Source organism: Corynebacterium pelargi (assembly GCF_014635485.1).
Taxonomy (GTDB): Bacteria; Actinomycetota; Actinomycetes; order Mycobacteriales; family Mycobacteriaceae; genus Corynebacterium; species Corynebacterium pelargi.
In genome coordinates this window covers 425,681-449,078 of sequence record NZ_BMCX01000002.1, presented here as the reverse complement: position 1 = coordinate 449,078, position 23,398 = coordinate 425,681, and the positions used below count along the sequence as shown (strand labels likewise).

Below are 23,398 nucleotides of genomic sequence, written 5' to 3'. Positions count from 1 at the left end.
TACCGGGCACTTATTCGATCACCAGCAGCAGATCGCCGCCTTCGACCTTGGTTGGTTGGCTCAGTACCACGCGCTCGATCGTGCCGTCCTTGGTGGCAGAGATCGTTGCTTCCATCTTCATTGCCTCAATCACGGCAACCGGATCGCCAGCTTTGACCTCTTCTCCTTCGGTGACGTTCACGCTCACCACACCAGCGAAGGGTGCAGCCACGTGCCCGGCCTGCGAGGGATCTGCCTTCTCCGCCGATGCGGTGACGGACTCCACGCTGCGGTCGCGAACGTAAATGGGGCGGATCTGACCATTGACATTGCACACCACATTGCGCATGCCCTTTTCATCCGGCTCGCCCACGGCGTCGAGCCTGACAATCATGGGCACGCTGGAATCAGCGGTGCGGATAACCGTCTCCTTGCCTTCACGTAGGCCATAGAGGAATTCGGCATCGCCAAGCGTGGTGGTATCACCAAAGCGGTGCTTATGCTCTTGGTATTCCTGTGCTGGCTTGGGAAAGAGCAGACGGTTCAAGGTGCCACGGACCTGTTCGGCATCTTCAAGGGCTGCTTCGGCTTCCTCCGGCAACGCCGCAAGGGTGTCGGGGGTTTCTTTCCTTCCCGCCAAGGCCTTTTCGCGCAATTCCTCGGGCCAACCACTGGGAGGAGTACCGAGCTCACCGCGCAGGAATGCAATCACGGAATCGGGGATGTCGTACTTTTGGGGATCCGCGGCGAAGTCCTTGGGATCCACTCCGGCACCCACCAGGTACAGGGCAAGGTCGCCGACCACCTTCGACGATGGCGTGACCTTAGTGGGCCTGCCCAGCATCTCGTTGACTGCAGCGTAGGTGTCTTCGATCAGCTCGAAGCGATCCGCCAGGCCCAGTGCGGTTGCTTGGGCACGCAGGTTGGAAAGCTGGCCACCCGGAATTTCGTGGTGATACACACGCCCGGTAGGGCCAGGGGTGCCGGATTCGAAGGGGGCATAGAGTTTGCGCACGGCCTCCCAGTAGGGTTCGAGCGCATCGACGTTTTCCAAGGACAGGCCGGTGTCGCGGTAGGTATTGGCAAACGCCGCCACAATCGCAGAAAGCGATGGCTGCGAGGTGGTGCCCGAAAGCGGGGCTGCTGCGCCATCGACGGCATCAGCACCGGCGTGGGCTGCAGCCCAGTAGGTGGCAAGCTGGCCACCGGCGGTGTCGTGGGTGTGCACGTGGACGGGAAGATCGAAATTGCGTCGAAGCTCGCTTACGAGCTTGGATGCCGCCGCGGGCTTCATCAAACCTGCCATGTCTTTGATGGCTAGGACATGCGCGCCGGTATCGACGATCTCTTCGGCCAGCTTGAGGTAGTAGTCCAGGGTGTAGAGCTTCTCATTGGGGTCGGTGAGATCTCCCGAGTAGGCCATGGCCACTTCGGCAACGGTGGTGTTGGTCTCCAGCACGGCATCGATGGCCGGACGCATCTGGGATACGTCGTTGAGGGCGTCGAAGATGCGGAAGATATCCACACCAGATCGCGCAGCTTCTTTGACGAAGGCACGGCACACCGAATCCGGGTAGGGGGTGTAGCCAACGGTATTGCGGCCGCGCAGCAGCATTTGGATATTGATATTCGGCATGGCTGCGCGAAGTTGATCCAGGCGATCCCAGGGATCCTCGTGCAAGAAGCGCATGGCCACGTCGTAGGTGGCGCCACCCCATGCCTCTACCGAGAGCAGCTCGGGGGTGAGTCGGGCGACGTGCTTGGCCACATCGACCAAGGTATTGGAGCGCACACGGGTAGCAAGAAGCGATTGGTGGGCATCGCGGAAGGTGGTATCGGTAACGCCCAGGGCATCTTGGCTTCTTAAGGTACGGGCAAATTCCGCGGGGCCAAGCTGCAAGAGGCGGTCACGCGAACCCCTGGGCAGCGCACCCTTTTGTTCTGCGGGAAGCTTCTCCACCGGGTTGGCAACGATCGGGCGCTGGCCATGCGGCTTATTCACCGTGGTATCGGCGAGGTAGTGCAGGATGCGGCCTTGTTCATCATCGGCAGGTGGTGCCTGCAGCAACCAGGGGTGATCGGCGATGAAGCCGGTGTCGATGCGCTTGTGCTGGAAGTCTTCTTCTCGCAGCAGTGCACGCAGGAAGCCGATATTGGTGGCCACGCCAGAGACAACGAATTCTGCAAGGGCGCGCTGTGCGCGCGCAACAGCGGTGGCGAAATCGGCACCGCGGCAGGTCATCTTCACCAGCATGGAGTCGAAGTTCGGGGTGATCTCACCACCTAGCATGGCGGCACCATCGAGGCGCACACCGGCTCCGCCTGGCGAACGATACGCATTAATGGTGCCGGTATCCGGGCGGAACCCATTGGAGGGATCCTCGGTGGTGATGCGGCACTGCAGGGCGGCGCCTTCGGTGTGAATATCTTCCTGGCGCAAGCCGAGTTCTTCTAAGGAGGCACCGGCGGCGATCTGGAGCTGGGATTTCACCAGATCCACCTGGGTGACTTCCTCGGTCACGGTGTGCTCCACCTGGATGCGGGGGTTCATCTCGATAAAGACGTACTCGCCTTGCTCGTCCACCAAGAACTCCACGGTGCCGGCACCCTGGTAGCCAATGTGTTGGCAGAACTTCACGGCATCGGCGCAGATGCGCTCGCGCAATTCGGGGTCAAGGTGTTGCGCTGGAGCAATCTCCACCACCTTCTGGTGGCGGCGCTGCAGCGAGCAGTCGCGCTCGTAGAGGTGGATGATATTGCCGTGGGCATCGCCAAGGATCTGCACTTCGATGTGCTGAGGGTTGATCACCGCCCGCTCGACGTAGACGCGGCCGTCGCCAAATGCTGCTTCTGCTTCTCGCGATGCTTCGGCGGCGAGCTTTTGGAGCTTTTCGGGGGATTCCACAAAGCGCATGCCGCGGCCACCGCCACCGGCGACGGCTTTGACGAACACCGGGAAGGTGTGGTCTTTTGCCAGCTCGAAGAGCTCTTTGGGGTCTTTGGTGGCCTTGGTTTCTTTCAGCGTGGGCAGGCCTGCTTCTCTTGCGGCTGCCACCGCTGCGGCTTTGTCGCCGGTGAGTTCCAGTACCTCTGGGGGTGGGCCGATGAAGGTGAGCCCATGCTCGGCACATTCGCGGGCAAATTGCGCGTTCTCGGAGAGGAAGCCGTAGCCGGGGTAGATCGCATCGGCGCCGGTGGCCTTGGCTGCGCGGATAATTTCGTCGATATCCAGGTAGGCCTTGACTGCGGAGCCACCCTCGCCGATGAGGACGGCCTCGGATGCGAATGAGCGGTGGAAGGAGTTGCGATCCTCGTTGGGGTACACCGCTACGGTTGCTGCACCTGTTTCAAAGGCGGCGCGAAATGCTCGGACGGCGATTTCGCCGCGGTTTGCGACAAGAATTTTGGAAAAAGTATTGGGTTTACTCAACCGACTCACGGGCACCTGTCCTTTTGTGGTCTCCATTACATGGGCACTATGAATGTGATAGCGCTTAGGAACACGCCTAGTGTACTCGTGAAGTCCGATGTGCCAATGTTTATCGCTCTAAGCTGCACGTTTGGCAGCACCAGCCGGCTTTATCCCACTGCAAACAGACCCAAAACAACACAGGCCAACACAGCCCAACACAACCAAAAAAAGGGGACAAAGCCGGCAGCAATCGTGCCAAGACTTTGTCCCCTCCTAGAAAGGCGTATGAGCCGGGGTGGATCACTCCAGGTCGTCGTGCGCCACGAGCTGGCGTGCGGCCTCGGTAATGGAGCCCGAAAGCGAGGGGTACACGGAGAAGGTGCGCGCCAGGTCATTGACGGTGAGCTGGTTGCTTACCGCCACGGCGATGGGCAGGATCAGCTCGGAGGCGGTGGGTGCGACGATCACGCCACCGATGACGATGCCGGAGTTCTTGCGGCAGAAGATCTTGACAAAGCCGTGGCGCAGCGAACGCATCTTGGCGCGCGGATTGGTCTTGAGCGGCAAGACGATGGAGCGTGCTGCCACCTCACCGGATTCGATCTGCGCCTGGGTTACACCCACGGCTGCGATCTCGGGGCGGGTAAACACTGCGGTTGCCACCGTTTTCAGGCGGATGGGCGATACGCCTTCGCCCAGCGCGTGATACATGGCCACGCGGCCTTGCATGGCTGCCACGGAGGCAAGGGGGAACAAGTCGGTGCAGTCACCACCGGCATAAATGCCCGGCACGGAGGTGCGCGATACGCGGTCGACCTTGATGTGGCCGGAGGGGGTGGTGGCGATACCGATCTTTTCTAGGCCGAGGTTTTGGGTGTTGGGCACGGAACCGACCGTCATCAAGGCGTGGGAGCCGCTGATTTCGCGGCCGTCGGAGGTGCGCACCACTACCCCATCGCCGGTGTTGCTGACGGAGTCCACACGGGCGAACTTCTCAAGGGTGACACCACGTTCTGCCAGCACTGTCTCCAGCACATCGGCGGCATCGGCGTCGTCGTGAGGCAAGATGCGATCGCGCGAAGCCACCATGGTCACCTTCACGCCCAGCTCGGCAAAGGCGGAGACGAATTCGGCACCGGTTACGCCGGAGCCCACGACGATGAGGTGTTCTGGCAGCTCCTTGAGGTTATAGATCTGCCTCCAGGTCAGGATCCTTTCGCCATCGGGTTGAGCATCGGGCAGGATGCGCGGGGTGGCACCGGTGGCAACGAGCACGAGGTCGCATTCGATGGTTTCAACTGAGCCGTCTTCGAGCTCGGCTTTGATGTAGTGCAGGGTCTGCTTGACGTTGTAATCATCGAAGCTGCCGCGGCCGTTGAGCACTCGCACGCCGGCCTTTTTCATGTTTTCGAGGATGTCTTCGCTTTGTTCCTCGGCCAATGCCTGGACACGTTCATTGAGCGCATCCAGCATGAGGTGGGCTTCGCCAATGCCTTTGTTCAGCCCCATGTCGTCGGCGCGACGGAGGTCGGTTTTAATGTTCGCACCGGCGATGAAGGATTTGGAGGGCACGCAGTCATTGATCACCGCTGCGCCGCCAAGTCCGCGGTCTTCAATCAAGGTGATCTCGGCGCCGTATTTCGCGCCAGCTAATGCTGCTTCATATCCTGCCGGGCCGCCGCCAATGATGACGATGCGTGTACTCAACATTCCTCCGTGGGTTTGGGGTTAGAAAAGGGCGTATGTGCTTCAAGTGTAACGCCTAAGTGCGAAGGTGCTGCATTGCTTCGGCATCCAAAAGCCTGTCGACGATCCCCGCAAACAATTGGATACCGATCGGAATGCAGCGCTCGTCTGGCATGAGCCCGGCGCGGTGCAAATCCTGCGGTTCGCCTTTGCCGTCCCAGCAACCCAATCGAGCCATCGAGCCTGGAACATGTTCGAGATACCACGAGAAGTCCTCGCCACCAGAAGATTGCGGTGCCTGCACCACGGCCTGTGGGCCAAGGGTGCGTGCGGCGTCGGCAAGCACTGCGGTTGCCACATCATCATTCATCACCGGCGGCACGCCCACGGTGTAGCGAATCTCAAATTCGCAGCCTGTGGGGGCAAGCACCTGGGCTACGAGCTCGCGAAGCAGCGCCTGGATCGAGCGCCACACCACGATGTCCCCGGTGCGGATGGTGCCCATCACGCTGCCTTCTTCCGGGATGGCATTAGCGGCATAGCCTGCATTGATGGTGCCAAATACCAAGACCGTGCCGGTGCGGGGATCTACGCGGCGCGAGAGCAAACCGGGCAACTCCACCACGAGCTTGGACAGGCCATACACCACATCGGCGGTCAGGTGCGGGCGCGAGCTGTGACCTCCTGGGCCTTTGACTTTGATCTCGATAATGTCGCCGGCGGAGGTGATCGCGCCGGTGCGCACACCGATCTTGCCCACCTTGAGCTTCGGTTCCGCGTGAAGGGCAAAAATGGAGCTCACGCCTTCTAAGGCCCCGTAGGAGATCACCTCCGGTGCGCCACCATCCATGACTTCTTCAGCCGGCTGGAAGATGATGCGCACCCCGCTTCGCAGCGGGGCGTTTTGCAGGGCGCAGGCAAAGCCGAGCGCAATGGCGGTGTGAATATCGTGGCCGCAGGCATGCATCACGCCAACGTTTTTCGAGGCACCTTCGTGTTCGTGTTCGGTAATCGGCAGTGCGTCGATATCGGCGCGAAAGGCGATGCGCTCGGGGGTATCGGGGCCAATATCCACCATGAGCCCGGTGTTGGGGAAGCGCTGCGGATTCATCCCGCGGGCGCGCAATTGCATGGCAATGAACTCGGTGGTGGCGTATTCCATGTGTGAGAGTTCGGGGTGCTGGTGCAGGTGCCTGCGCCAGTCCAGCACGGTGTATTGGTGCTTTTTCAGCCAATCCAGGACATATGCCTCGATTTCACCCCGGCCTTCGAGCATCACCTATTGCCTCCCTATGTTCTTTCTGCGCCACGTACACCATTGCTTCAGTAGTACACGCGGTGTGCATGCGTGATTGCTGCACTATATGCAACTTTGTTCAGCCTACGAGGGCCCAAAGCTGCGTCTACTACTCTTGAGGGTAACACCCTATTCTGAGCAAACATTTGATTGGATCAGCCCATGAGTTTGAGCTTCGGTACCGCCGGGATGCGAGCCCCGATCGGGCCTGCCGAGCACCAAATGAATGTTCGTCAGGTAACTCGCATTAGCGCCGCGGTGGCTGCGTGGTTGGCGCAGCAGGCAGCATCGCACCCCCACCCCCACGCCCAGAATTTTCCTGAAGAACAAGGCATCGGCATGGCCTTTCGGGAAGAAGACCCAGCCCTTCGGGTGGTGGTGGGCTACGACGGCCGCTATGGCTCCCACGCCTTTGCCACCACCGCCGCTGAAGTCTTTGCCGGTTTCGGCTTCGAGGTGCTGCTCTTCCCCACCGCTACCCCTACCCAGTTGGTGCCGTGGCTGGTGCGCAAATGGGGACTCGATGGCGGTGTGCAGATTACTGCCTCGCACAATCCCTCTGCCGAAAATGGCTATAAGTTGTACACCTCCTCTGGCCGCCAGCTTCGCGATGGCGCCGATGCCATCGAGGAGATGATCAACACGATCGAACCTGAATCGGTGCCGAGAGTGACTGTTCGCCCCTGCAATGACATGGTGCGCCGCTATATCGACGATGTTGTCGATGTGGTTCACCCCGGACAAGCTGATCTTCTGCGCGCCAATAGCGATCGGGCCAATATCCGCATTGCCATGACCGCGATGCATGGTGTGGGTGGGCGCACCCTTGCGTCTGCTTTGCAGGCAGCCGGTTTTGCCCAGGTCTTTCCGGTGATGAGCCAGCACTATCCCGACCCGACCTTCCCCAGCGTGGATTTCCCTAATCCCGAGGAACCCGCTGCGGTGCGGCAATTGCTTGAGCGCGGCGAGGAAGTCCAAGCCGATGTGCTGATCGCTTTGGACCCGGATGCGGATCGTTGCGCTGTGGGGGTGCGCGATCGCGGCGAGTTGCGCATGCTACGCGGTGACGAGACTGGCCCGCTGCTTGCCACCCGTTTGCTCCAGGGCTGCGAGCACACCCCGGTAGTGGCGTCCACGGTGGTGTCTTCGCGCCTGTTGCCCACCATTGCCGCCGATCGTGGTTGGCGGTATTTGGAAACGCCCACGGGGTTCAAAAATATCTGCGCCGCCGCGGGTGAAACCACCTTGGATTATGCCTATGAGGAGGCCGTTGGCATTGCTCCGGCACCTTGGCTTGTCGACGATAAAGACGGCATCGCCACTGCCCTCGCGGTATGTTCCTGGGCCGCAGAACTCAAAGGGCAGGGTTTAACGCTCATTGACGAGCTGCGGTCCTTGCACCGCCAATATGGCTTCTTTATTGGCGAGCAGGTAGCAGTGCGCACCACGGATCCAGCAGCCCTGGTGGCACTGTGGAAGGAGAACCCGCCAACGAGCATCGCTGGTATTGCCATGGAGCATAAAGATCACGGCCTGGTGGGCAGCAGCGATGAGGGCCAGTTGCGGGTGATGGTGCGTGCTTCAGGCACGGAGCCGAAGGTGAAGGCCTATGTGGAATTCCAAGGCGGTGGCAGCGAAGCGCTGCTAGCCCGAGCCATTGCCGATGTGGAGCGCCAATTGCACCACATGTAGCCCGGGGCTATTGCTCAGCCTCGGGGGCGGGGTGTGTGGCTTCGCCTTTGCCCTGCGGCAGCGCGAAGGATGGCGAATCGCCTGGTAGGGCGAAAAAGACGTGGTCTACATCAAAGGCGAGGGTATCGGTTGGATCATTCGGCCAGACCACCTCAACGGCTAGATCTGCGGTATCGGGGCAGATATCGGTGACGTATTCGCCCACGTTGGGTAGAAGCGCAGCCGGTGGCACGTGCAGTGCTCGGGCAAGGGTGTAGACCGTAGACATGGTGGGGTCTGAGGTGGAGTTGCCGTTGTTATTGTTGCGTTCAAGATTTGAGATCTGATTGCGGCTGATATCGGCCAGCTCAGCTAGGCGATCTTGGCTTAAACCTCGCATGGTGCGCAGGCGCTGGAGCCGACGTCCAAAGACGTATCCGTAGCTCGACCACGCCTGCCGTTCACCTGCCATGCGCGCGAGTTTGCCCAATACATTAGACAAGCACCGCCAAATGTATTGGGCATCGCAGGAAGGTGATGGCCAGTTGGCCTTAGAGGTCGATATTGCGCGGGCCGTAGAGGCGATCGCCGGCATCGCCAAGGCCAGGAACGATATAGGCGTCCTCGTTGAGCTCGGGGTCAATGGTGGCGGTAAGCAAACGAACCGGCAGGCCAGAAGCCGCAAGAGCATCCACACCCGGCTGGGCAGAAACCATGCACACCGCGGTGATGTCGGTAGCGCCGCGTTCAGCAAGCAGGCGGATGGCGTGCAGCAGCGATCCACCGGTGGCCAACATGGGGTCGACACAAAAGACGGTGCGGCCGGTGAGATCCTCGGGCAGTGCCTCAAGGTAGGGCACCGGCTCGTGGGTCTTTTCATCGCGAGCAAGGCCAATAAACCCAACCTGCGCGTCCGGAATCATCGAAAGCGCCGGGTCAATCATGCCCAAGCCGGCACGAATCACGGGCACGATGATTGGCGGATCCTCCAGGCGGGTGCCGGTGGTTTCAGCCACTGGGGTTTGGAGAGGAAATTGCTCGATAGCCAGATCACGCGAAGCCTCATAAATCAGCATGGCCCCGAGATCGGCGAGCGCTGCGCGGAAGGCGGCGTTGTCGGTGCGTTCATCGCGCATAATACTCAGACGCGAAGCAGCGAGCGGATGATCGACGATAGTGATGTCCATGCATCTCATCGTAGCGGTGTGGAACCGCAGAGCCCTTTTTTACGTCAAACATTGGTATGGAGCTTTCTCAAACACAGACCACGACCCACATCCGGCACCTGCTCGCTGAGGCGCACAAGGCCCAAGCCCAACACTGCCCACCGCCTGTGGCAGGGGAATCGTCGCCTGGCACCGGCTCATTTATCGCCGCGCTCAATCGAGCCAACCAAAGCCTGTACGAGCGCCTTCACGCCCAGGCAGCAGAAGCAACACGCATCGCAACAGAACAGCGCCAGGTACTCGGGCAGATCATCGACCACGATCACGCCCTTGGCCACCAACTCGATAAGGCGATGCCACAATGATCCCTTTAGAAGCCGGCATCACTATGCTGCGAGCGCTTATCCCTTCACCACTGCACACCACCTTGCCGGTGCCTGTGGGCTTTGGCAGTACCCAGGAGTTGGCGGGGATCGTCGAAAAGCAAGCGAAACTTCCTGGGCAAGCCGCACTACTGGCAAGTGATATCGCCACCGTGGAGGCGATTGTGCAGCGCGCCGCACCGGAATTTGAGGCCATTGCCACTGATATTGCCCACCTAGGCCAGCAATTTCTTGCCGAGGCCAGCGTGTATATCCCAAAAATGCTCAGCGCGAACCCAGCACTGGCTTTGAGTGCGGCGAGCAATATGGCAAGCCTGCCGGGCATTTATGTGGAGGCGGCGTATCGGCGCTTAGAAGAGGCCCAGGCGCGATTATCCTCAGATACCGCCACCTTAGAAGGCATCGCCGGCCAAGAACACGTTGAAAGCTACGGTCTTGGAGGCCCAATCCAGTCCGATGGGCAGGCCACGGCCGAGGAACGTGCGCGCGGCAAAGCGGCACTTGCGGCGGCAAAGTCCCAGCTTGGCACCCCGTATGTGTGGGGTGGCACCCAACCCGGTGGCTTTGATTGCTCGGGGCTGACGTCCTATGCCTGGCGTGAGGCTGGGGTGGAACTGCCGCGTTTAGCTGAGCATCAGAATGTGGGCAGGCAGGTATCGCAGGCGGAGTTGATTGAAGGCGATCTGCTGGTCTGGGATGGGCATGTGGCGATGTATGCAGGCAATGGACAGATCATCGAAGCGGGCAGCCCGGTGCAAATCTCACCACTGAGAACCACCAATATGGGCATGCCCTTTAAGGGCTACTACCGGCCTCAAGGTTGATAACGCTAGTATCTTTTGCCATGGCTACTAACGGCATTGTTCCTGTGCAACTCTCGCTCACCGAGGGCGACGTCTATACGCTCTGGGCGCCCTCCTGGCGCGAGCACGGCAATGAATGGCAGGCCTTTTTAGGCCAAGGCGATGAACTGCTGGTGTTCGGCTCTACCGGTGAACTCCTGGCGTTTATCGAAGAAGAACCCCACCACGACTTCAGCCACCACCCTCAATGGGAGGCGTTTCGCCAACAGGCAGTAAACAAGGTCACCCCCACGCCCCGCCACTGCTACGACCTGGTGGGCATGCCCGCAGCCCTGGCCGACCGCCCCTCGCACCGCAATGTTTCCGAAGTAGCGCGCTGCTTCCACATCGTGCGAAGCCTTGGCACCGTCCTCGACTTAGAGCAGGTGCGCGAGTTCTTTGGCAACTACATGGTGCTGCAAAACGTCGAACGTGGCGCCGAGCACCTCCAGGCAGATCCGGTGCTCTGGACCAATATTGGCCGAGCCGTGCTTGATCGTTGGGATGGCATTATCGACGCCATCGACGCCGCCGTGACCCTGCGCAGCGTGGATGCAGGCGATGCTCAAGCCCGCATCGACGCGGCCTTAAGCGCCAAGAAGGAAGAAGAAGCCCAAGCCAAGGCCGCTGAACAAGAAGCCAAGGAGCAGGCCGATCCCTATGACCTCACCGCCTGGGCTGCCGCCGGCATCGATCCGATCAAGGTGGCCATCGAAGGCCGCCAGGTCTATAGCCTTCGCACCTATGTGGCAGGCCAGCCCGTCTTCTTGGGCCGTTTCGGGGAAATCAACACCTTCCCCTCCTCCAAGGCCATGCTGCGCTGGTTGGCCGAACACGATGAGCACGACCTAGCCAAGGTCAGCACCTGGGAGGATCTGATGGTGCGCATTAACGCCGGTGAGTTGGAAGTAGAAGTACACCCAGACAATGTGTATTCCTTCAATGGCATCGCCCGCGATATCAACACCGGCATCGAGGCCGTGGATACCGAGCAGATGGCACGAGCCTATGAGCTCATGGCCGACGCGGCCGACTGGGCACAGGATGATTCCTTGAACTCCTACTTCCTGGCCAACCCCAGGATCCAGGATTACCTTTCCTACATGCTGGGCAAAAACCGCGTGTCCGGCTACACCCCCACCCCGCCTTTTGATGAGCACGCACAATCATGGCGCGAACTTGAGGCCATGTTGAGCAAGCGCATGAGCAAATAGCCTGCTTGCGCCCAAGCCTTGAAAGGCTTGGGCAGGAACTTCCCTCGAACACCCCGCGTGGCTCCGCCCCCGGGGTGTTCATTATGGGCACCATAGTTGCTTATGAAGCGAAGCTGCGCAGCCCTCATTCTTGCTCTTTCAGCCACCACCGCCACACCCCTTACGGCGGTGGCGCAAACCGAGCCCACCGTGCGCAGCACCGCCCCCGACACCAAGGATTGCCCCAACCGCCTGCGGCCACCGAAGGCAGAAACCACCTCAGAGCAGGTGGCGCCGGGTTCTTCTTCTCCTACTCCCCTTCCCACCGTGGACAATGAGTTTGGTTCCTGCGATGTGGTGAAGGCCAAGGGCTTTGAGGTGCCTGAGACCAATGCCAGCGCCTGGATGGTGTTTAACCTCGATAATGGTGAAGTGATCGCCACCAAGGATCCGCATGGGCGTTATCGTCCGGCCAGTTTGATCAAGGTGATGCTGGCGATGGTGGCCTTGGATGAATTGAAGCTTAAAGATACCTACACCGCCACCAGCGACGATACCTCGATGGAAGGCTCCGCCGTGGGCCTGATCCCTGGCGAGAGCTACACCAATGAGCAGCTTATCTATGGGCTATTGCTTTCTTCTGGCAATGATGCCGCCCATGCCCTTGCCCAGGAACTCGGCGGGGATAAGGCGACGCTGAAGAAGGTCAATGATCTTGCCCAAGAGTGGGGCATGAAGGATACCTATATCGCCGATTACAGCGGTTTGGATAAGGCAGGAATGTCTACTTCTGCCAGGGACCTTTCGGTTGCCTATTACAACGCCTGGCAGAACAAGACCTTTGCCAAGATGATCAGCACCGATTATGTGGAATTCCCCGCCGGGGCAGGCACCACCTTTGAGGTTTGGAACGATAATGGGCTTTTGCTTAACGACGAAGACGCCCTCGGTGGCAAAACTGGCTACACCGACGATGCGCACCACACCTTCGTAGGCGCCAAAGACGAAGACGGCACACGCATTGCTGCCGTGTTGCTCGATTCCACCATCGATGCGGGACGGGCCTGGGAACAAGCCCAAGCACTCATTGATGCCGGGTATCTTGCCACCGGCGATGTGGGAAGCCTGGAATCTGAAGACCAAGAAGAACAGCAAGACCAGGACGAGGGCGAAGAAACGACGCAGGAAGCGGCGGAACCGACGTCGAAAAGCTATGGAAAAGCCCCGGTCTTTGCCGGGGCTGGGGTGGTGTTGCTCTTTATCCTCGGGGCAATCACCTGGCGCCTTGGAAGAAAAGAAGACGCCTAATACTGCTTTAGCGCCTGAACGCGCCCTTGACGGCATCGCGGATGCCGGACACCGCAGCGCTGCCAACGGCAAGCACGCTGGTGTCGGGCTTGACTACCTCGCGAACGTGAATCACGGCAGGTCCGGGAGCGTCGAGCTTGGCAATGGCCAAAGCCTCCGGAGTGGTGGCTGCCCATGCGCAGCAATACAGGTAGATGCGCCAGACAAAGTAGAGCAACACCATCACACCGATGATCGGGCCGAAGGTGGCGCCGGCGGGGTTGTCCAAAGCCTTGGAGAAGAACAGCGAACCGATCTGCTTGAAAATCTCGAAGGCCACGGCACCGATGACTGCGGTCTTTGCAGCCACCTTCATGGGCACCTCGCCACGGGGGAGGTACTTGAGCATCCACAAGAACACCAGGTAGTTAGCGATCAAACCGACTAATAAGGTGACGCCGAAGGTGAGGTAGTTGATGCCTGGCACGTCGTCGAGATGCAGCCATTCGAGCACCGTTTGGGTCAGACCGGAGGAGCCCACGGCGGTGACACCGAAGGCGATGAACAGCGACACCATCAGGCCGAGCAGACCGAGCAGGTCGCGCAGCTTGTGCATGATGAAGTTGCCGCCGGCAACCGGGTAGTGCCACATCTTCGAAGCACCATAACGAAGGTGATTCATCCAGGAAAGCCCGGACCACAGGGCGGTTAAACCACCGACGCCGAAGATGACGCTTCGTTGCTCAATGGCGGTATCGAGAATCTCATTGACCGTATCGCCCAAGGTGCCGCTGAGGGCCTCGACGATGCGATCCTGGAGGCGTTCGAGCAGCTCCGGTTGGCGCACCAACACCATCGCTGCGATAGCGAAGCTCAGCATGAGAATCGGGAACATGGACAGCACAGAAAAGTAGGTAATACCTGCGGCGTACTGGTTACCGCCGTTTTTGCTGTAGCGCTGCTGCATGCGCATGATGTGGTCGAACCATTCCCACTTCTCGCGGTACTTATCAATGAACCCTGGGTCGTCTGCGTGGGCGCGCTCAATACCGAACTCGTCGGTGCGCTGCTCGTTTTGCTTGGTAGATGTAGCCATCGCTTCTTCTCGGTCGAGGGATAGTTAGGGAATCGGCAGAATTCTAGCCCAGGGCAGCACAGCATTTCCAAGCGGTAGCCCCGCTGCCTTTGCAAAAATAGCTGCGTGAGGCGGCGGGGCTTGGTGGTGAGACTTAGCGGCCGGGCTGGGCTGCGCGGTACCGCCTAGCTGTGTGGCTGGGCTGCGCGGTGCCGCCTAGCTGTGTGGCGGGGCTGCGTGGTGCGACTTAGCTTTGTGGTGTGACTTAGCGGCGGGGCAAAAAGCCCACGCGCTCATACGCCTTGGCCAGTGTTGGGGCTGCCACCTCGCGGGCTTTTTCGGCGCCGTGGGCCAAGACGCGCTCAAGTTCTGCTTGGTCACTCATGTACATATCGAACTTTTCGCGCAGCGGAGACACGAAGGCCTCAAGGGCATCGGCGGTATCCACCTTGAGCGCGCCATAACCTGCACCCTCATAACCTGCGACGATGTCATCTACGCTGCGGCCAGTCAGGGCGGATTGGATCACCAGAAGGTTCGATACGCCAGGCTTGTTTTCCTTGTCGTAGCGGATCTCGTTATCGGCGTCGGTCACTGCAGAACGGATGCGCTTGGCAGACACCTTCGGCTCATCCAGCAAGTTGATTAAGCCCTTGGGGTTCTCACCGGACTTACTCATCTTGGAGGTGGGATCCTGCAGATCGTAGATCTTTGCAGCACCTTCGGGGATGAAGCCTTCGGGCACCACGAATGTCTCACCAAAGCGGTTATTAAAACGCTCGGCAAGGTTGCGGGTGAGCTCGAGGTGCTGACGCTGATCTTCACCCACCGGCACCAGATGGGGCTGGTACAGCAGAATATCGGCGGCCATGAGCATCGGATAGGTGAATAGGCCTGCGGAGGTGCGATCGGCACCGCGCTTAGCCGATTTATCTTTAAACTGCGTCATGCGGTTTGCTTCGCCAAAACCAGTCAAGCAGGTAAGCACCCAGCCGAGCTCTGCGTGCTCAGGTACGTGGGATTGCACGAACAACGTGGAACGCTCGGGGTCGATGCCAAGTGCGAGTAGTTGGGCGGCACCGGCGATGGTGCGCTGGCGAAGTTCCTGCGGATCTTGATCCACCGTGATGGCGTGAAGATCGGGGATGAAGTAGAACGCGTCGTAGGAGTCTTGGAGATTGATCCACTGCTTGAGGGCACCCAGGAAATTGCCCAGGTGATAGGAGTCGGCGGTGGGCTGGATACCGGATAAGACGCGTTGCATACTCATAAGCAGTCATCTTAGCTGCACACCTCGGCTGTGCAGGTCACGGGTGGGAGTGGGCGCCGGTGGCACTGCGGATCACGCGCCCCAGAAACGCCAAAAGCCCCCTGCCACAGCAGAGGGCTAGAGTAGCGATGCTATTGCATCCTTGGCTTCTTGATGGTGAACAGGCAAAGGGCTGCCACTACCGCTGCGCCGCCAACTCCCAAGAGCAGTGCGCCAATGATCGCCTGGATGTCGGGTGCTCCGAGGAGCAAGAAGGACAGCGCAATCAAGATGACGCCGAGAATGAGAAGTACAAGACCTTGGGCACGCATAGGGTTCTCCTTGAAATCTGGGACAAAATCCGAGGCTTTAGCAATCTTCTATTATTCCATGTCGTAGACGACGTTGAGGGGAGAATGGTCCGACCAACGCAGATCATAGGCCGCAGCTTTGTCCACCCAGCAGCGTTTTGCCCGCTCAAGCATGGTTTTGGTGGCCGCCTGGTAATCAATGCGCCATCCCGCGTCGGTATCGAAAGCCTTACCCCTTTACGTCCACCACGTGAAGTTGGTGTGCTCTGGAGCTAGTCGACGCGCCACGTAGTGATAGGCAGGTGGGGTTGGATGCGCCTTCGGAGAATCTATTTCGGCGCTCAGAAGCTTTGCTCGTGATCTGCACTGACATCGAAAAGGAGTGAGAAGAGTGCCTCGGATTTTTCCAGATCGTTTTTCCTTAGAGCAGAAGCGATAAAAGGTTTGATGAACTTCTTATCTTGCCTGAATACGGGCTGTTCACCTTCTTTGTAAATGCAAGCTGTTATTTCTTCACACTCGGATACTTGGTCGGTGAAGTCGAGGATTTCCCTGTTTGTTGCGACTAAGGGGTTAATGCCGTATTGGCCGAGCGCCGCAGCAAGCGAAGCCCAGTCACCAGTTTCTTCGATTTCGTTGATAACTGCTTGCAAGACGTCTTGCTTGAGCAACATGCACCTTGAAAAGTTTTGTATCACTGCCGGTTTTTATGTCGATGGTACATCCACCAGTTTTGCTTTTAGCGTGAAGTGCCCTATTTCTAACCCCGCCAGTTCAACCCTCGTATTGCCTCGCCTTTCTAGCCTGCTGCGTTCCATGTCATAAAAATCTGACTTCCTGCAATCCGGAAGAATCATGCTCGCACTGGTCTCCGAATGGATAACTTTTCAAAAGAGGCAGCAATGGCTATGAAAAATTTGAAGCGTTTGGGTTTCTCAGTTGTTGCATCCTCAACAATCTAAAACGCTCGTGGTAATGCCTGGTCTTGGACTTGTTTAAGCGTGAGGTTGGTGCGACCGAGGCGCAATGCGACGTTGCGCCGAAAAGACCCTGGAGTTCAATTTAGGCATGCTCGAAACTCAAGTGTTTATTGCACTCCGAAGTAGCGAATAAGCGTTAAGGAGCAATGATGAAAAATGCCTGGTTAGTGTTTCTTTTAGCACTGGTTGTGTTCTTTGCGAACTGGGCTATGTATAGAAACGGGGTTTTTAGCGAGAACGTCAAAGACTCCATCAATCTTTTGCTTATTGTTGGCTGTGCTTCCTATGGATTTTTTCGAAAGAAGTAGTTTTCGAGTCGCTTCTGTTTTCGTAACCGTACTATCTAGTCTCTTTAACGCATTTGTGAACCGCGCCAATCGAGTATCCGGTTTCTGCCGCAGTGCCTCTCGTGCTTAGTCCAGTTGAGCGGAGTGCTACAACGCGCTTCCGTTTCTCTTCTGCCTTAGCTAAGTAAACCCGCCGAGGTTCTGAAGTCCAGCGGATTATTGAACTTTGTGTAGCCGCAGTTTTTCTGGTGAAGTTCCCTTAGCGGCCAGCCATTTCGTTGATGTTCCTTCAGCATTTTTAGGAACCTTTGTCGGCTTCCTAAGCGTTGTTTTTGCAGCATGTTCTCCCCAGTGTTTTTGGGCGCTTTTGCGTCAGCATTCGGCTTGTTTTTTGAAGCATTCTCCGGTGGAGATCGAGGCGCTTGGTGATCCTGCCGCTAAACGCTGGGTCACCGTCGAGGATCGTGGCGAGTCCTGAATCGATGCGGGCGCAGAGTCGGATGGCGCGTTGGTCTGCGGGGTGTGTAATTGGTGTGACGGTTCTACACCGTCAAGGACGGTACTTACAAGGTCCGGGGAGTTCGTCTGCCACGCCGCCGTCGCGGTCGGTGATGATCAACGCCTACAAAAAACCAGTGGTGAGCTTCGATGGACGCCAGCGGCACACGTGGCATCCAACAGGCATTTAAGGAGTCTGCGCGGGTGTTTATAGCAACCACCGTCCGATGAGGTCTTTAACGCCGACTTTTCCACCGGCGTGTTCAAGGTAGGACCTAACCGAATCAGATGTTTAGGAGGGGCGGAGCACTCCGCCACACTAGGAGGCCGTCTGATCTCGGGGCCGTGGCATTAACGGCTACAGCTCTACCCGAAATGGAAGCACAAAAGAGCGGGATACCGCAGTTATGAACTTGGTGGAAAATGGCCAGTAACGAGGACTTCTTCGGAATCAGGATCCCATTCAAAGGCAACGGTGGTCCGGCCACTCGATTCTGCGGCAGATTCCCCCTCTTTTCGGAAGCGGTAGGTGATCGCTAGAGCCGAATCGCTCAAGCGATTTACTTCTGGTGCAAAACTAAAGATTTCTTCACTCGCAGGTCCAATGAATTCACCATTATGGAATAGTGCTACCTGCATGGGCGTCGAAACCGTTCTCCCTTCAGCAGCAGGGATCAGTGCGTAGGAAAGCTCGGCGCATGGCTTTTCACTGTCTACAACTGCTTGCTCTATTGCCCAGGGCGTACTTGAGAGTCTAGGAAGATCGCCTGAGTGCTGCTCAAGCGAAGACATCAGCTCTTCGGAGCTACACTCATCAGCTCCATCCGATGCGACTTGCGAATTTGACTCATTGTTTGGTGCAAGGCTCGAGGGAGTAATGCATGCAGTGAGGCTAAAACCCAACAGCGATGAGGCTGCTAGTGCGAAAACTGTGTGGGCGTGTTTGAGACTCCGCATGAGAAAAATTGTACTTCACGGTGTAAGCAAACTTTCCTCGGTGCTCTCAACAGATTGCAGCTCAATACGTAGTCCAATGGCTTTGTGCAAGCTCGTGCCAGCAGGTAGTTCGCGTTACTCTGCGCCGCAAAGCAGAGCCCGTATGAGCAGGACACCGCGGAAGCAGATCACTACAGTAACGCTCCTGATGTTTGGCGAGGCTTTCGCCTCGCAGCGATGACGCAGATAGTTCTGTCTGAGCGAGACAAAAATGTTCCTGACCAGGGCGATAAACTAAGCACTATGAAGAAATTATTCCCCGTTTTCCTTGCTGGTTTGCTCGCCGGATGCGCCAGTACTCTACCGAATGCCTCTACCCCACCGGCGCCAGGTCCGGCCGAAGATGTGATCGTTCATAGTTCGGATTTGCCGGAGTTTGACCTTAGAGAGCAGGAGATCTCCAAAATGGGGAACGCCGGCTACTTCGAGGCCACTTCTTATGAACCGCAGGCATGCGAGGCCATCGGTTGGAACGACTCCGAGACGCGAAGTTGGGGTCAAGCTGATGGGGTGGATATGGCTAGTACCGGTTTCTACACACCCGACGGCATCGTACTTGTCATGGTGGACAAGCAGCCCGTCGAAGTAAACGACTGCAGCTACGTAGTAACCAAGGGCGAACTGGTAGGGACGCCTATTTCTTATGTTCACAAAGTAACCCAGCTCGATGGTGGCGGCACCCTGCAGGAGTGGATGGGTGGGCAGTCTGAGTCGAAGCAGATTGTATATGCCGATAACGAGGGTGGATACCATTTCGTTGTGGTTGACCCGCGAGGACAAGATCCTGAATTGGTACAGCAGATAGCGAAGATTCAAAAAGAGAAACTCGCTACCGGCTAAGCCCCTTAAAAAAACCTGAAACTAGTTATCCCATGTCGTAGACGACGTTGAGGGGAGAATGGTCCGACCAACGCAGATCATAGGCCGCAGCTTTGTCTACCCAGCAGCGTTGTGCCCGCTCAAGCATAGTTTTGGTGGCTGCTTGGTAGTCGATGCGCCACCCCGCGTCGGTATCGAAAGCCTTACCCCTATACGTCCACCACGTGAAGTTGGTGTGCTCTGGAGCTAGTCGACGCGCCACGTCGAACCACTTTGGATCTGTCGCCGCCTCGCGCGCAGTGCCCTGGTATTCCACGGCCCCTGCCCACTGCCCTGCTCCTTCTACCAAGCTGTGCGCTTCGGGGAAGGTGCCAAAGATGGCGTCCATGAAGGCACGCTCATCGGGCAAAAAGCCCGACTTCTTCTTATTCGCCTTATCGTTTTTCAGATCATCGGGGCGGTGGCAGATATTCCAGTCGCCACCAATGACCATCTTCGGATTATCTTCGGCAGCCTGCTCGATGTAGGGCTGGAAGCTATCGAGGAAGCGGTATTTCTCATCCTGCTTCTCAGTATCTGCAGCTCCCGAAGGTAAATAGAGCGAAGCGACGGTGACATCACCGAGCTTGCCTTCGATATAGCGGCCGGAATCTTCAAAACCCTCAATGCCGATGCGCACGTCCTCCAAGGGCTGCTTGCTTAAAATGCCCACACCTGCACGCCCCTTGGCTGCGGCCGGAGCACCAACGTAGTGCCAGGTATCGAGGAGGGGCTCGAGCGCTTTGAGCGTTTCTTTTTCGCTGGCGCGCACTTCCTGCAGCAGCACCACATCACTGCCGGATTGCTCAAGCCAGGGGATAAAACCAAGGTTGGTTTCGCTGCGCTGCTTTACTGCAGCACGGATGCCATTGACGTTCACGGTGGTGATGTGGAGTGTGCTCATGGGGCACCACTTTAGCCGGAGCCTCCAAGTTGCTTGCAGTATGGATCGCGTTCAGGCTGCACGCTGTCATGCACTAGATAAGTCACCACTGTGGTGGCAAGATGAGCCAAAAGCCACCACGACACCGAAGGATGCCTCGTTATGGAGCAGTTGGCGCTCGATTCCCCTCCCTCTGCCGTCCTGCCCAGCGCCTACGATGCCATCTGGTCTTCACTCTGGATTGCGTGGATCGTGCTGCTGGTTGCAGCCATCATCTCCTTGGCTAAGCATTATCGCGAGTACCCACGCTGGTGGATCTTGGCGCTTATTATTTGGTTCCTGCCAATCATTGGCCCTGCCATGTACCTTGGGCACCGCTTCATGGTGCGCAGAAGGCGTAAGTCTTAAACAACAAACCCGAAGCCCCCTTGCTCGCATACCCGCGCGCAAGGGGGCTTTCTTTATAGCAAGGGCGAGGCTTAGCCCATGTTGCGGCCCATATAGCGGCGCACACCCCAGATCACCGAGAGCAGCGTGTACATAGCAGCGTGGTTAATTGCTGCCATGAAGATCGACATAACCAGGCGGCCAGCGGAGTACGCCGTGTCAAACGCAGCTTCGAGGGATTCAGCACCACTGCTGAACCGCACCACCAGAATATTGAAACCGACGATGATCCAGCCGAGCAGGATCACACCCCAGCCGATGGTCCACATCAGCGAGTCTTCCTTCTTGCGCTGTGCCGACACAGGGAACTTTGCCGCATCCACCTGGAGGTTATAGGTGCGGTTGAGTGGGTGCGCCTGCGCCGACCAACCCTGCTGGGAAGCCTGCGATTGGGTTTGCATTGCGGCGATTTCTCGAAGTCGAGCAATGTCGATGGTGGGGGCGGAGGCGTCGTCAAGCTGAGCATCGTAGACGCTGCGACGCTGCGCATCGCCGAGGATCTTCTGAGCGGTTTGGAGCTTGTCGCGCTCGGCACCGGCACCAGGGGCGAGGTTCTGGAGGCGAGACTGCAGCTCGTTTGATAGATCTGCGGCTGACTTGGAGCGCTCCAGGTTTAAGTCTGCGTAAAGGTCGTAGTGAGCCACGGGGCTTCCTTTCATTAAGGGGCACAGGTCGGTGAAATCAGCGGCATGATCGAGGGGTTTCTATTGCCACCAACGGCTGATCGTTTCTTGCACTCGGCAAAAACATCAGTGCTGTCATCGTAGTAAACGGGGTATCCAGCGCACCCCTCGGCGCGAGCACACAAAGGGATGAGCAGGCGGGACTGAGCAGGCACCGGGGGTAGTGGCTACTGCTCCGGGATGTGGTTGTAATGCAGATTCAATCAATGAAGCGGCATCATCGCCAGGGTGTGCGACCACCGATTTTACAAGCAATCCAACGCACCCATCAGGCTTTCACTCAGAAGGAGCAGGGCCTGCGGCCATAGCGTAGGGAGTTGCACCTGCCCCACACTGCAGGGCGCGCTGCACGATTGGTTCTGGGGCGCCTTCCGCGCGCATCTGGTCGTGCTCGTAGCAAACAAAGCCAGTCGGTGTCTTGCCACTTGGCTCATACTTCTGCCACGTATTGCCATCCCAGCGATAAATTGCTGTGCTACCAGTGTTGGGCACACCGCCATCCATCCAGTTATCAGCGCAGTTCATTGGTTGGAAACGGCCAGCCAAGAGGTTTTGCTGAGCGATCACTTCCTGGGCACAGGGATCAAAGGAGGCTTCCTCGGTCTGAGTGGTGGTGCGAGTTTCGGTGGTTACTCCCTCCCTGGTGTTGGAAGGGCTTTCAGTGGCCGTGCGAGTTTCAGTGACCGTCTCGATTGCTTCAGTCTCGCTCGCGTCAGTTTCGCTCTCCTCAGTCTCGGAGGTGGCAGTCTCGCTGCTTGCTACTTGCGGTGCGCTTGACTGCGCATTGGTATCGGAGTCGCCGCCACCGCGAAGGAAGAACAGCGCAGCCACACCGATCAGCACGAGCACAGCCACGGTGCCAATGATCCACATCGCTAGTGGCGTCGATCGAGTCGGTGGCGTGGGCGGTGGTGTTGAAGGCGGCGGTGTTGGAGGCTGCGGAGCTCCCCATTGATTGTTATTCATACGGATCGGTTCCTTTCATTCTCAGCAGCAATGCGATAGCAACCCGGAGCGTTTGCCTGGGATTTCAGCGTTGATCTACGACATAAAAGACCCTATCCACACACCCCCGATTTTCGAGGTGTTTCTACCCCCAAAAAGTAGGAATGCTCCCCTTTGAGAGGAGCAAGGTGCAAGGGAACAGGGCGTGAGGGAGCAAGGCTGTGAGGGAGCAAGAAATAAGAAGGTCACCCGTGCCTGCACGCTGTCGAGCGCGAGCACGTGGCTGACTTGGAGCGCTCTAAGTTTCAGTCTTTCTAGAGGTGCTTGTGCGCCGTAGGACTTACTTCTGGCTCATTCACAAGGGTCGCTGAAATCAGCGGAATTGTTCAGGGTTCTGCCATTGCCGCCGATTGCTGCTTTTCGTTGGCACATCGCCGAGGCATCCCGGCCAAAGTCGTAGTAGACGGGATACACCTTGCCGCCTTCTGCTTCAGCGCGCAGCGATGAGCACTGGCCGGGGTTGGTGAATTTCGCACCGGAGTGACGCCCAAGTGCCTGGGCAATTTCCTTGTCGGCGTCTTCGCCTGGGTGAACGATCACGGATTCAACGATCAACACATTTCGGCCATCACAGGAGGGCTGCTCGGGAGTGAGATGAACGGGAAAGGATCGCGTTGTGCACTCGGTTACCTGCTGCAACATCACCTCTGGTGCGCCTTGAGCCCTCAAGCTTTTGAAGTCATAGCACTCGAAGCCGGTGAAGGTTTCACCATCTGCTTCGTATCGCTGCCACTTCTCACCATTCCACTGATACAAACCAATGGCGTCGGTTTGAGGTGTGCCCCCAATCAGCCAGCCATTTTGGCAATCATTGACAGCAAAGCGCTCGAAATTCCAATTTTGCGCCTTCATGACGTCTTGACTGCAAGGATCAACGCTTGCTTGGTCCACCTCGGTTTCTATCTCGGTGCGCGTTACTTTGGTTGTAGAGGGCTGCTGCGTGACCGTAACCGTGGCGGTGCCTGCTGGGTCGCTGGCGGCGCTGTTTTGCTCATCTTGGCTTTTCGAGCCAACAAAGAACACCACTAACGCGGCAACCAGGCCGAGGGCCAGCAGCCCGAGCACCCAATACAAGGGCCGACGAGATTTGGGCGCTGCTTGTTGTTCAGGAGGAGTCCCCCACTCGCTGTTATTCCATGAATTGTTGCTAGGCACTCAAACATTATGGCCAGCAACAACGATTGAGTGAGAAAAACACCCCCGAACGCAG

At 58.0% G+C, this 23,398-nt stretch carries 21 protein-coding genes and 1 pseudogene; 7 read left to right on the top strand and 15 right to left on the bottom strand.

Features of this window, described 5'->3' with window-relative positions:
* Positions 1-10: 10 nt before the first annotated feature.
* From IEU99_RS05825 to IEU99_RS05815, 3 genes are all read right to left on the bottom strand, one after another.
* On the bottom strand, positions 11-3,418 hold the full coding sequence (locus IEU99_RS05825; RefSeq protein ID WP_229718399.1) for a pyruvate carboxylase: 3,408 nt from the start codon (positions 3,416-3,418) through the stop codon (positions 11-13).
* A 273-nt stretch (positions 3,419-3,691) separates the two neighbouring features.
* Positions 3,692-5,101: an NAD(P)H-quinone dehydrogenase gene (locus IEU99_RS05820; RefSeq protein WP_164931181.1), complete on the bottom strand. Its 1,410-nt coding sequence runs from the start codon at positions 5,099-5,101 to the stop codon at positions 3,692-3,694.
* Positions 5,102-5,153: 52 nt separating this feature from the next.
* Entirely contained in the window at positions 5,154-6,353 is a 1,200-nt protein-coding gene (locus IEU99_RS05815) for an amidohydrolase (RefSeq protein WP_128890345.1), read from the bottom strand.
* 183 nt (positions 6,354-6,536) lie between these two features.
* Between IEU99_RS05815 and IEU99_RS05810 the strand changes: the two genes are divergently transcribed.
* Positions 6,537-8,066 (top strand): phospho-sugar mutase, encoded by a 1,530-nt coding sequence (locus tag IEU99_RS05810; RefSeq protein WP_128890346.1) that lies wholly within the window; start codon positions 6,537-6,539, stop codon positions 8,064-8,066.
* 7 nt (positions 8,067-8,073) lie between these two features.
* Here IEU99_RS05810 and IEU99_RS05805 read toward each other — a convergent pair whose 3' ends face one another.
* Positions 8,074-8,517: a helix-turn-helix domain-containing protein gene (locus tag IEU99_RS05805; protein ID WP_128890870.1), complete on the bottom strand. Its 444-nt coding sequence runs from the start codon at positions 8,515-8,517 to the stop codon at positions 8,074-8,076.
* A 79-nt stretch (positions 8,518-8,596) separates the two neighbouring features.
* Positions 8,597-9,232: a uracil phosphoribosyltransferase gene (gene upp, locus IEU99_RS05800; RefSeq protein ID WP_128890347.1), complete on the bottom strand. Its 636-nt coding sequence runs from the start codon at positions 9,230-9,232 to the stop codon at positions 8,597-8,599.
* 56 nt (positions 9,233-9,288) lie between these two features.
* On the opposite strand from upp, the gene IEU99_RS05795 reads away from it, so the two are divergent.
* From IEU99_RS05795 to IEU99_RS05780, 4 genes are all read left to right on the top strand, one after another.
* A complete protein-coding gene (locus IEU99_RS05795; protein WP_128890348.1) occupies positions 9,289-9,576 on the top strand; it encodes a hypothetical protein in 288 nt (95 codons plus the stop codon).
* The gene (locus tag IEU99_RS05790; protein ID WP_128890349.1) at positions 9,573-10,418 is read left to right on the top strand and encodes a C40 family peptidase; all 846 of its coding nucleotides are present in this window, start codon (positions 9,573-9,575) and stop codon (positions 10,416-10,418) included. The genes IEU99_RS05795 and IEU99_RS05790 overlap by 4 nt, the downstream gene beginning before the upstream one ends.
* Positions 10,419-10,438: 20 nt before the next feature.
* Complete coding sequence (locus IEU99_RS05785) at positions 10,439-11,650, top strand: SatS C-terminal domain-containing protein (protein ID WP_128890350.1); 1,212 nt, start codon at positions 10,439-10,441, stop codon at positions 11,648-11,650.
* A gap of 102 nt (positions 11,651-11,752) precedes the next feature.
* Positions 11,753-12,937 carry a D-alanyl-D-alanine carboxypeptidase family protein gene (locus tag IEU99_RS05780; protein ID WP_128890351.1) on the top strand — a complete coding sequence of 395 codons (1,185 nt, stop codon included), beginning with the start codon at positions 11,753-11,755 and terminating at the stop codon, positions 12,935-12,937.
* A 7-nt stretch (positions 12,938-12,944) separates the two neighbouring features.
* Here the strand turns inward: IEU99_RS05780 and IEU99_RS05775 are convergent, their stop codons facing one another.
* From IEU99_RS05775 to IEU99_RS05750, 6 genes and pseudogenes are all read right to left on the bottom strand, one after another.
* Positions 12,945-14,012, bottom strand: coding sequence for a YhjD/YihY/BrkB family envelope integrity protein (locus IEU99_RS05775; RefSeq protein ID WP_128890352.1), 1,068 nt, complete (start codon positions 14,010-14,012; stop codon positions 12,945-12,947).
* A gap of 244 nt (positions 14,013-14,256) precedes the next feature.
* On the bottom strand, positions 14,257-15,261 hold the full coding sequence (gene trpS / locus IEU99_RS05770; protein ID WP_128890353.1) for a tryptophan--tRNA ligase: 1,005 nt from the start codon (positions 15,259-15,261) through the stop codon (positions 14,257-14,259).
* A gap of 131 nt (positions 15,262-15,392) precedes the next feature.
* Positions 15,393-15,572 carry a hypothetical protein gene (locus IEU99_RS05765; protein ID WP_128890354.1) on the bottom strand — a complete coding sequence of 60 codons (180 nt, stop codon included), beginning with the start codon at positions 15,570-15,572 and terminating at the stop codon, positions 15,393-15,395.
* A 51-nt stretch (positions 15,573-15,623) separates the two neighbouring features.
* Positions 15,624-15,854: pseudogene (locus tag IEU99_RS05760) on the bottom strand (exodeoxyribonuclease III); the annotation flags it as partial.
* A gap of 38 nt (positions 15,855-15,892) precedes the next feature.
* A complete protein-coding gene (locus IEU99_RS05755; protein WP_128890355.1) occupies positions 15,893-16,225 on the bottom strand; it encodes a hypothetical protein in 333 nt (110 codons plus the stop codon).
* Positions 16,226-17,721: 1,496 nt separating this feature from the next.
* Positions 17,722-18,273, bottom strand: a complete 552-nt coding sequence (locus IEU99_RS05750; RefSeq protein ID WP_128890361.1) for an LppP/LprE family lipoprotein — start codon at positions 18,271-18,273, stop codon at positions 17,722-17,724.
* A 282-nt stretch (positions 18,274-18,555) separates the two neighbouring features.
* Between IEU99_RS05750 and IEU99_RS05745 the strand changes: the two genes are divergently transcribed.
* Positions 18,556-19,152: a hypothetical protein gene (locus IEU99_RS05745; protein WP_128890362.1), complete on the top strand. Its 597-nt coding sequence runs from the start codon at positions 18,556-18,558 to the stop codon at positions 19,150-19,152.
* Positions 19,153-19,177: 25 nt separating this feature from the next.
* On the opposite strand, the gene IEU99_RS05740 is transcribed toward IEU99_RS05745, so the two are convergent.
* Complete coding sequence (locus tag IEU99_RS05740) at positions 19,178-20,074, bottom strand: exodeoxyribonuclease III (protein ID WP_128890363.1); 897 nt, start codon at positions 20,072-20,074, stop codon at positions 19,178-19,180.
* A 141-nt stretch (positions 20,075-20,215) separates the two neighbouring features.
* Between IEU99_RS05740 and IEU99_RS05735 the strand changes: the two genes are divergently transcribed.
* Positions 20,216-20,461, top strand: coding sequence for a hypothetical protein (locus IEU99_RS05735; RefSeq protein ID WP_128890364.1), 246 nt, complete (start codon positions 20,216-20,218; stop codon positions 20,459-20,461).
* A 71-nt stretch (positions 20,462-20,532) separates the two neighbouring features.
* Here IEU99_RS05735 and IEU99_RS05730 read toward each other — a convergent pair whose 3' ends face one another.
* The 3 genes from IEU99_RS05730 to IEU99_RS05720 all read right to left on the bottom strand — a co-directional run bounded on the left by IEU99_RS05730 (position 20,533) and on the right by IEU99_RS05720 (position 23,343).
* A complete protein-coding gene (locus IEU99_RS05730) occupies positions 20,533-21,144 on the bottom strand; it encodes a hypothetical protein (protein ID WP_128890365.1) in 612 nt (203 codons plus the stop codon).
* A 315-nt stretch (positions 21,145-21,459) separates the two neighbouring features.
* Positions 21,460-22,149, bottom strand: a complete 690-nt coding sequence (locus IEU99_RS05725; protein WP_128890366.1) for a hypothetical protein — start codon at positions 22,147-22,149, stop codon at positions 21,460-21,462.
* Between the two features lie 330 nt (positions 22,150-22,479).
* Positions 22,480-23,343, bottom strand: a complete 864-nt coding sequence (locus IEU99_RS05720; protein WP_128890367.1) for a hypothetical protein — start codon at positions 23,341-23,343, stop codon at positions 22,480-22,482.
* Between the last annotated feature and the right edge of the window lie 55 nt (positions 23,344-23,398).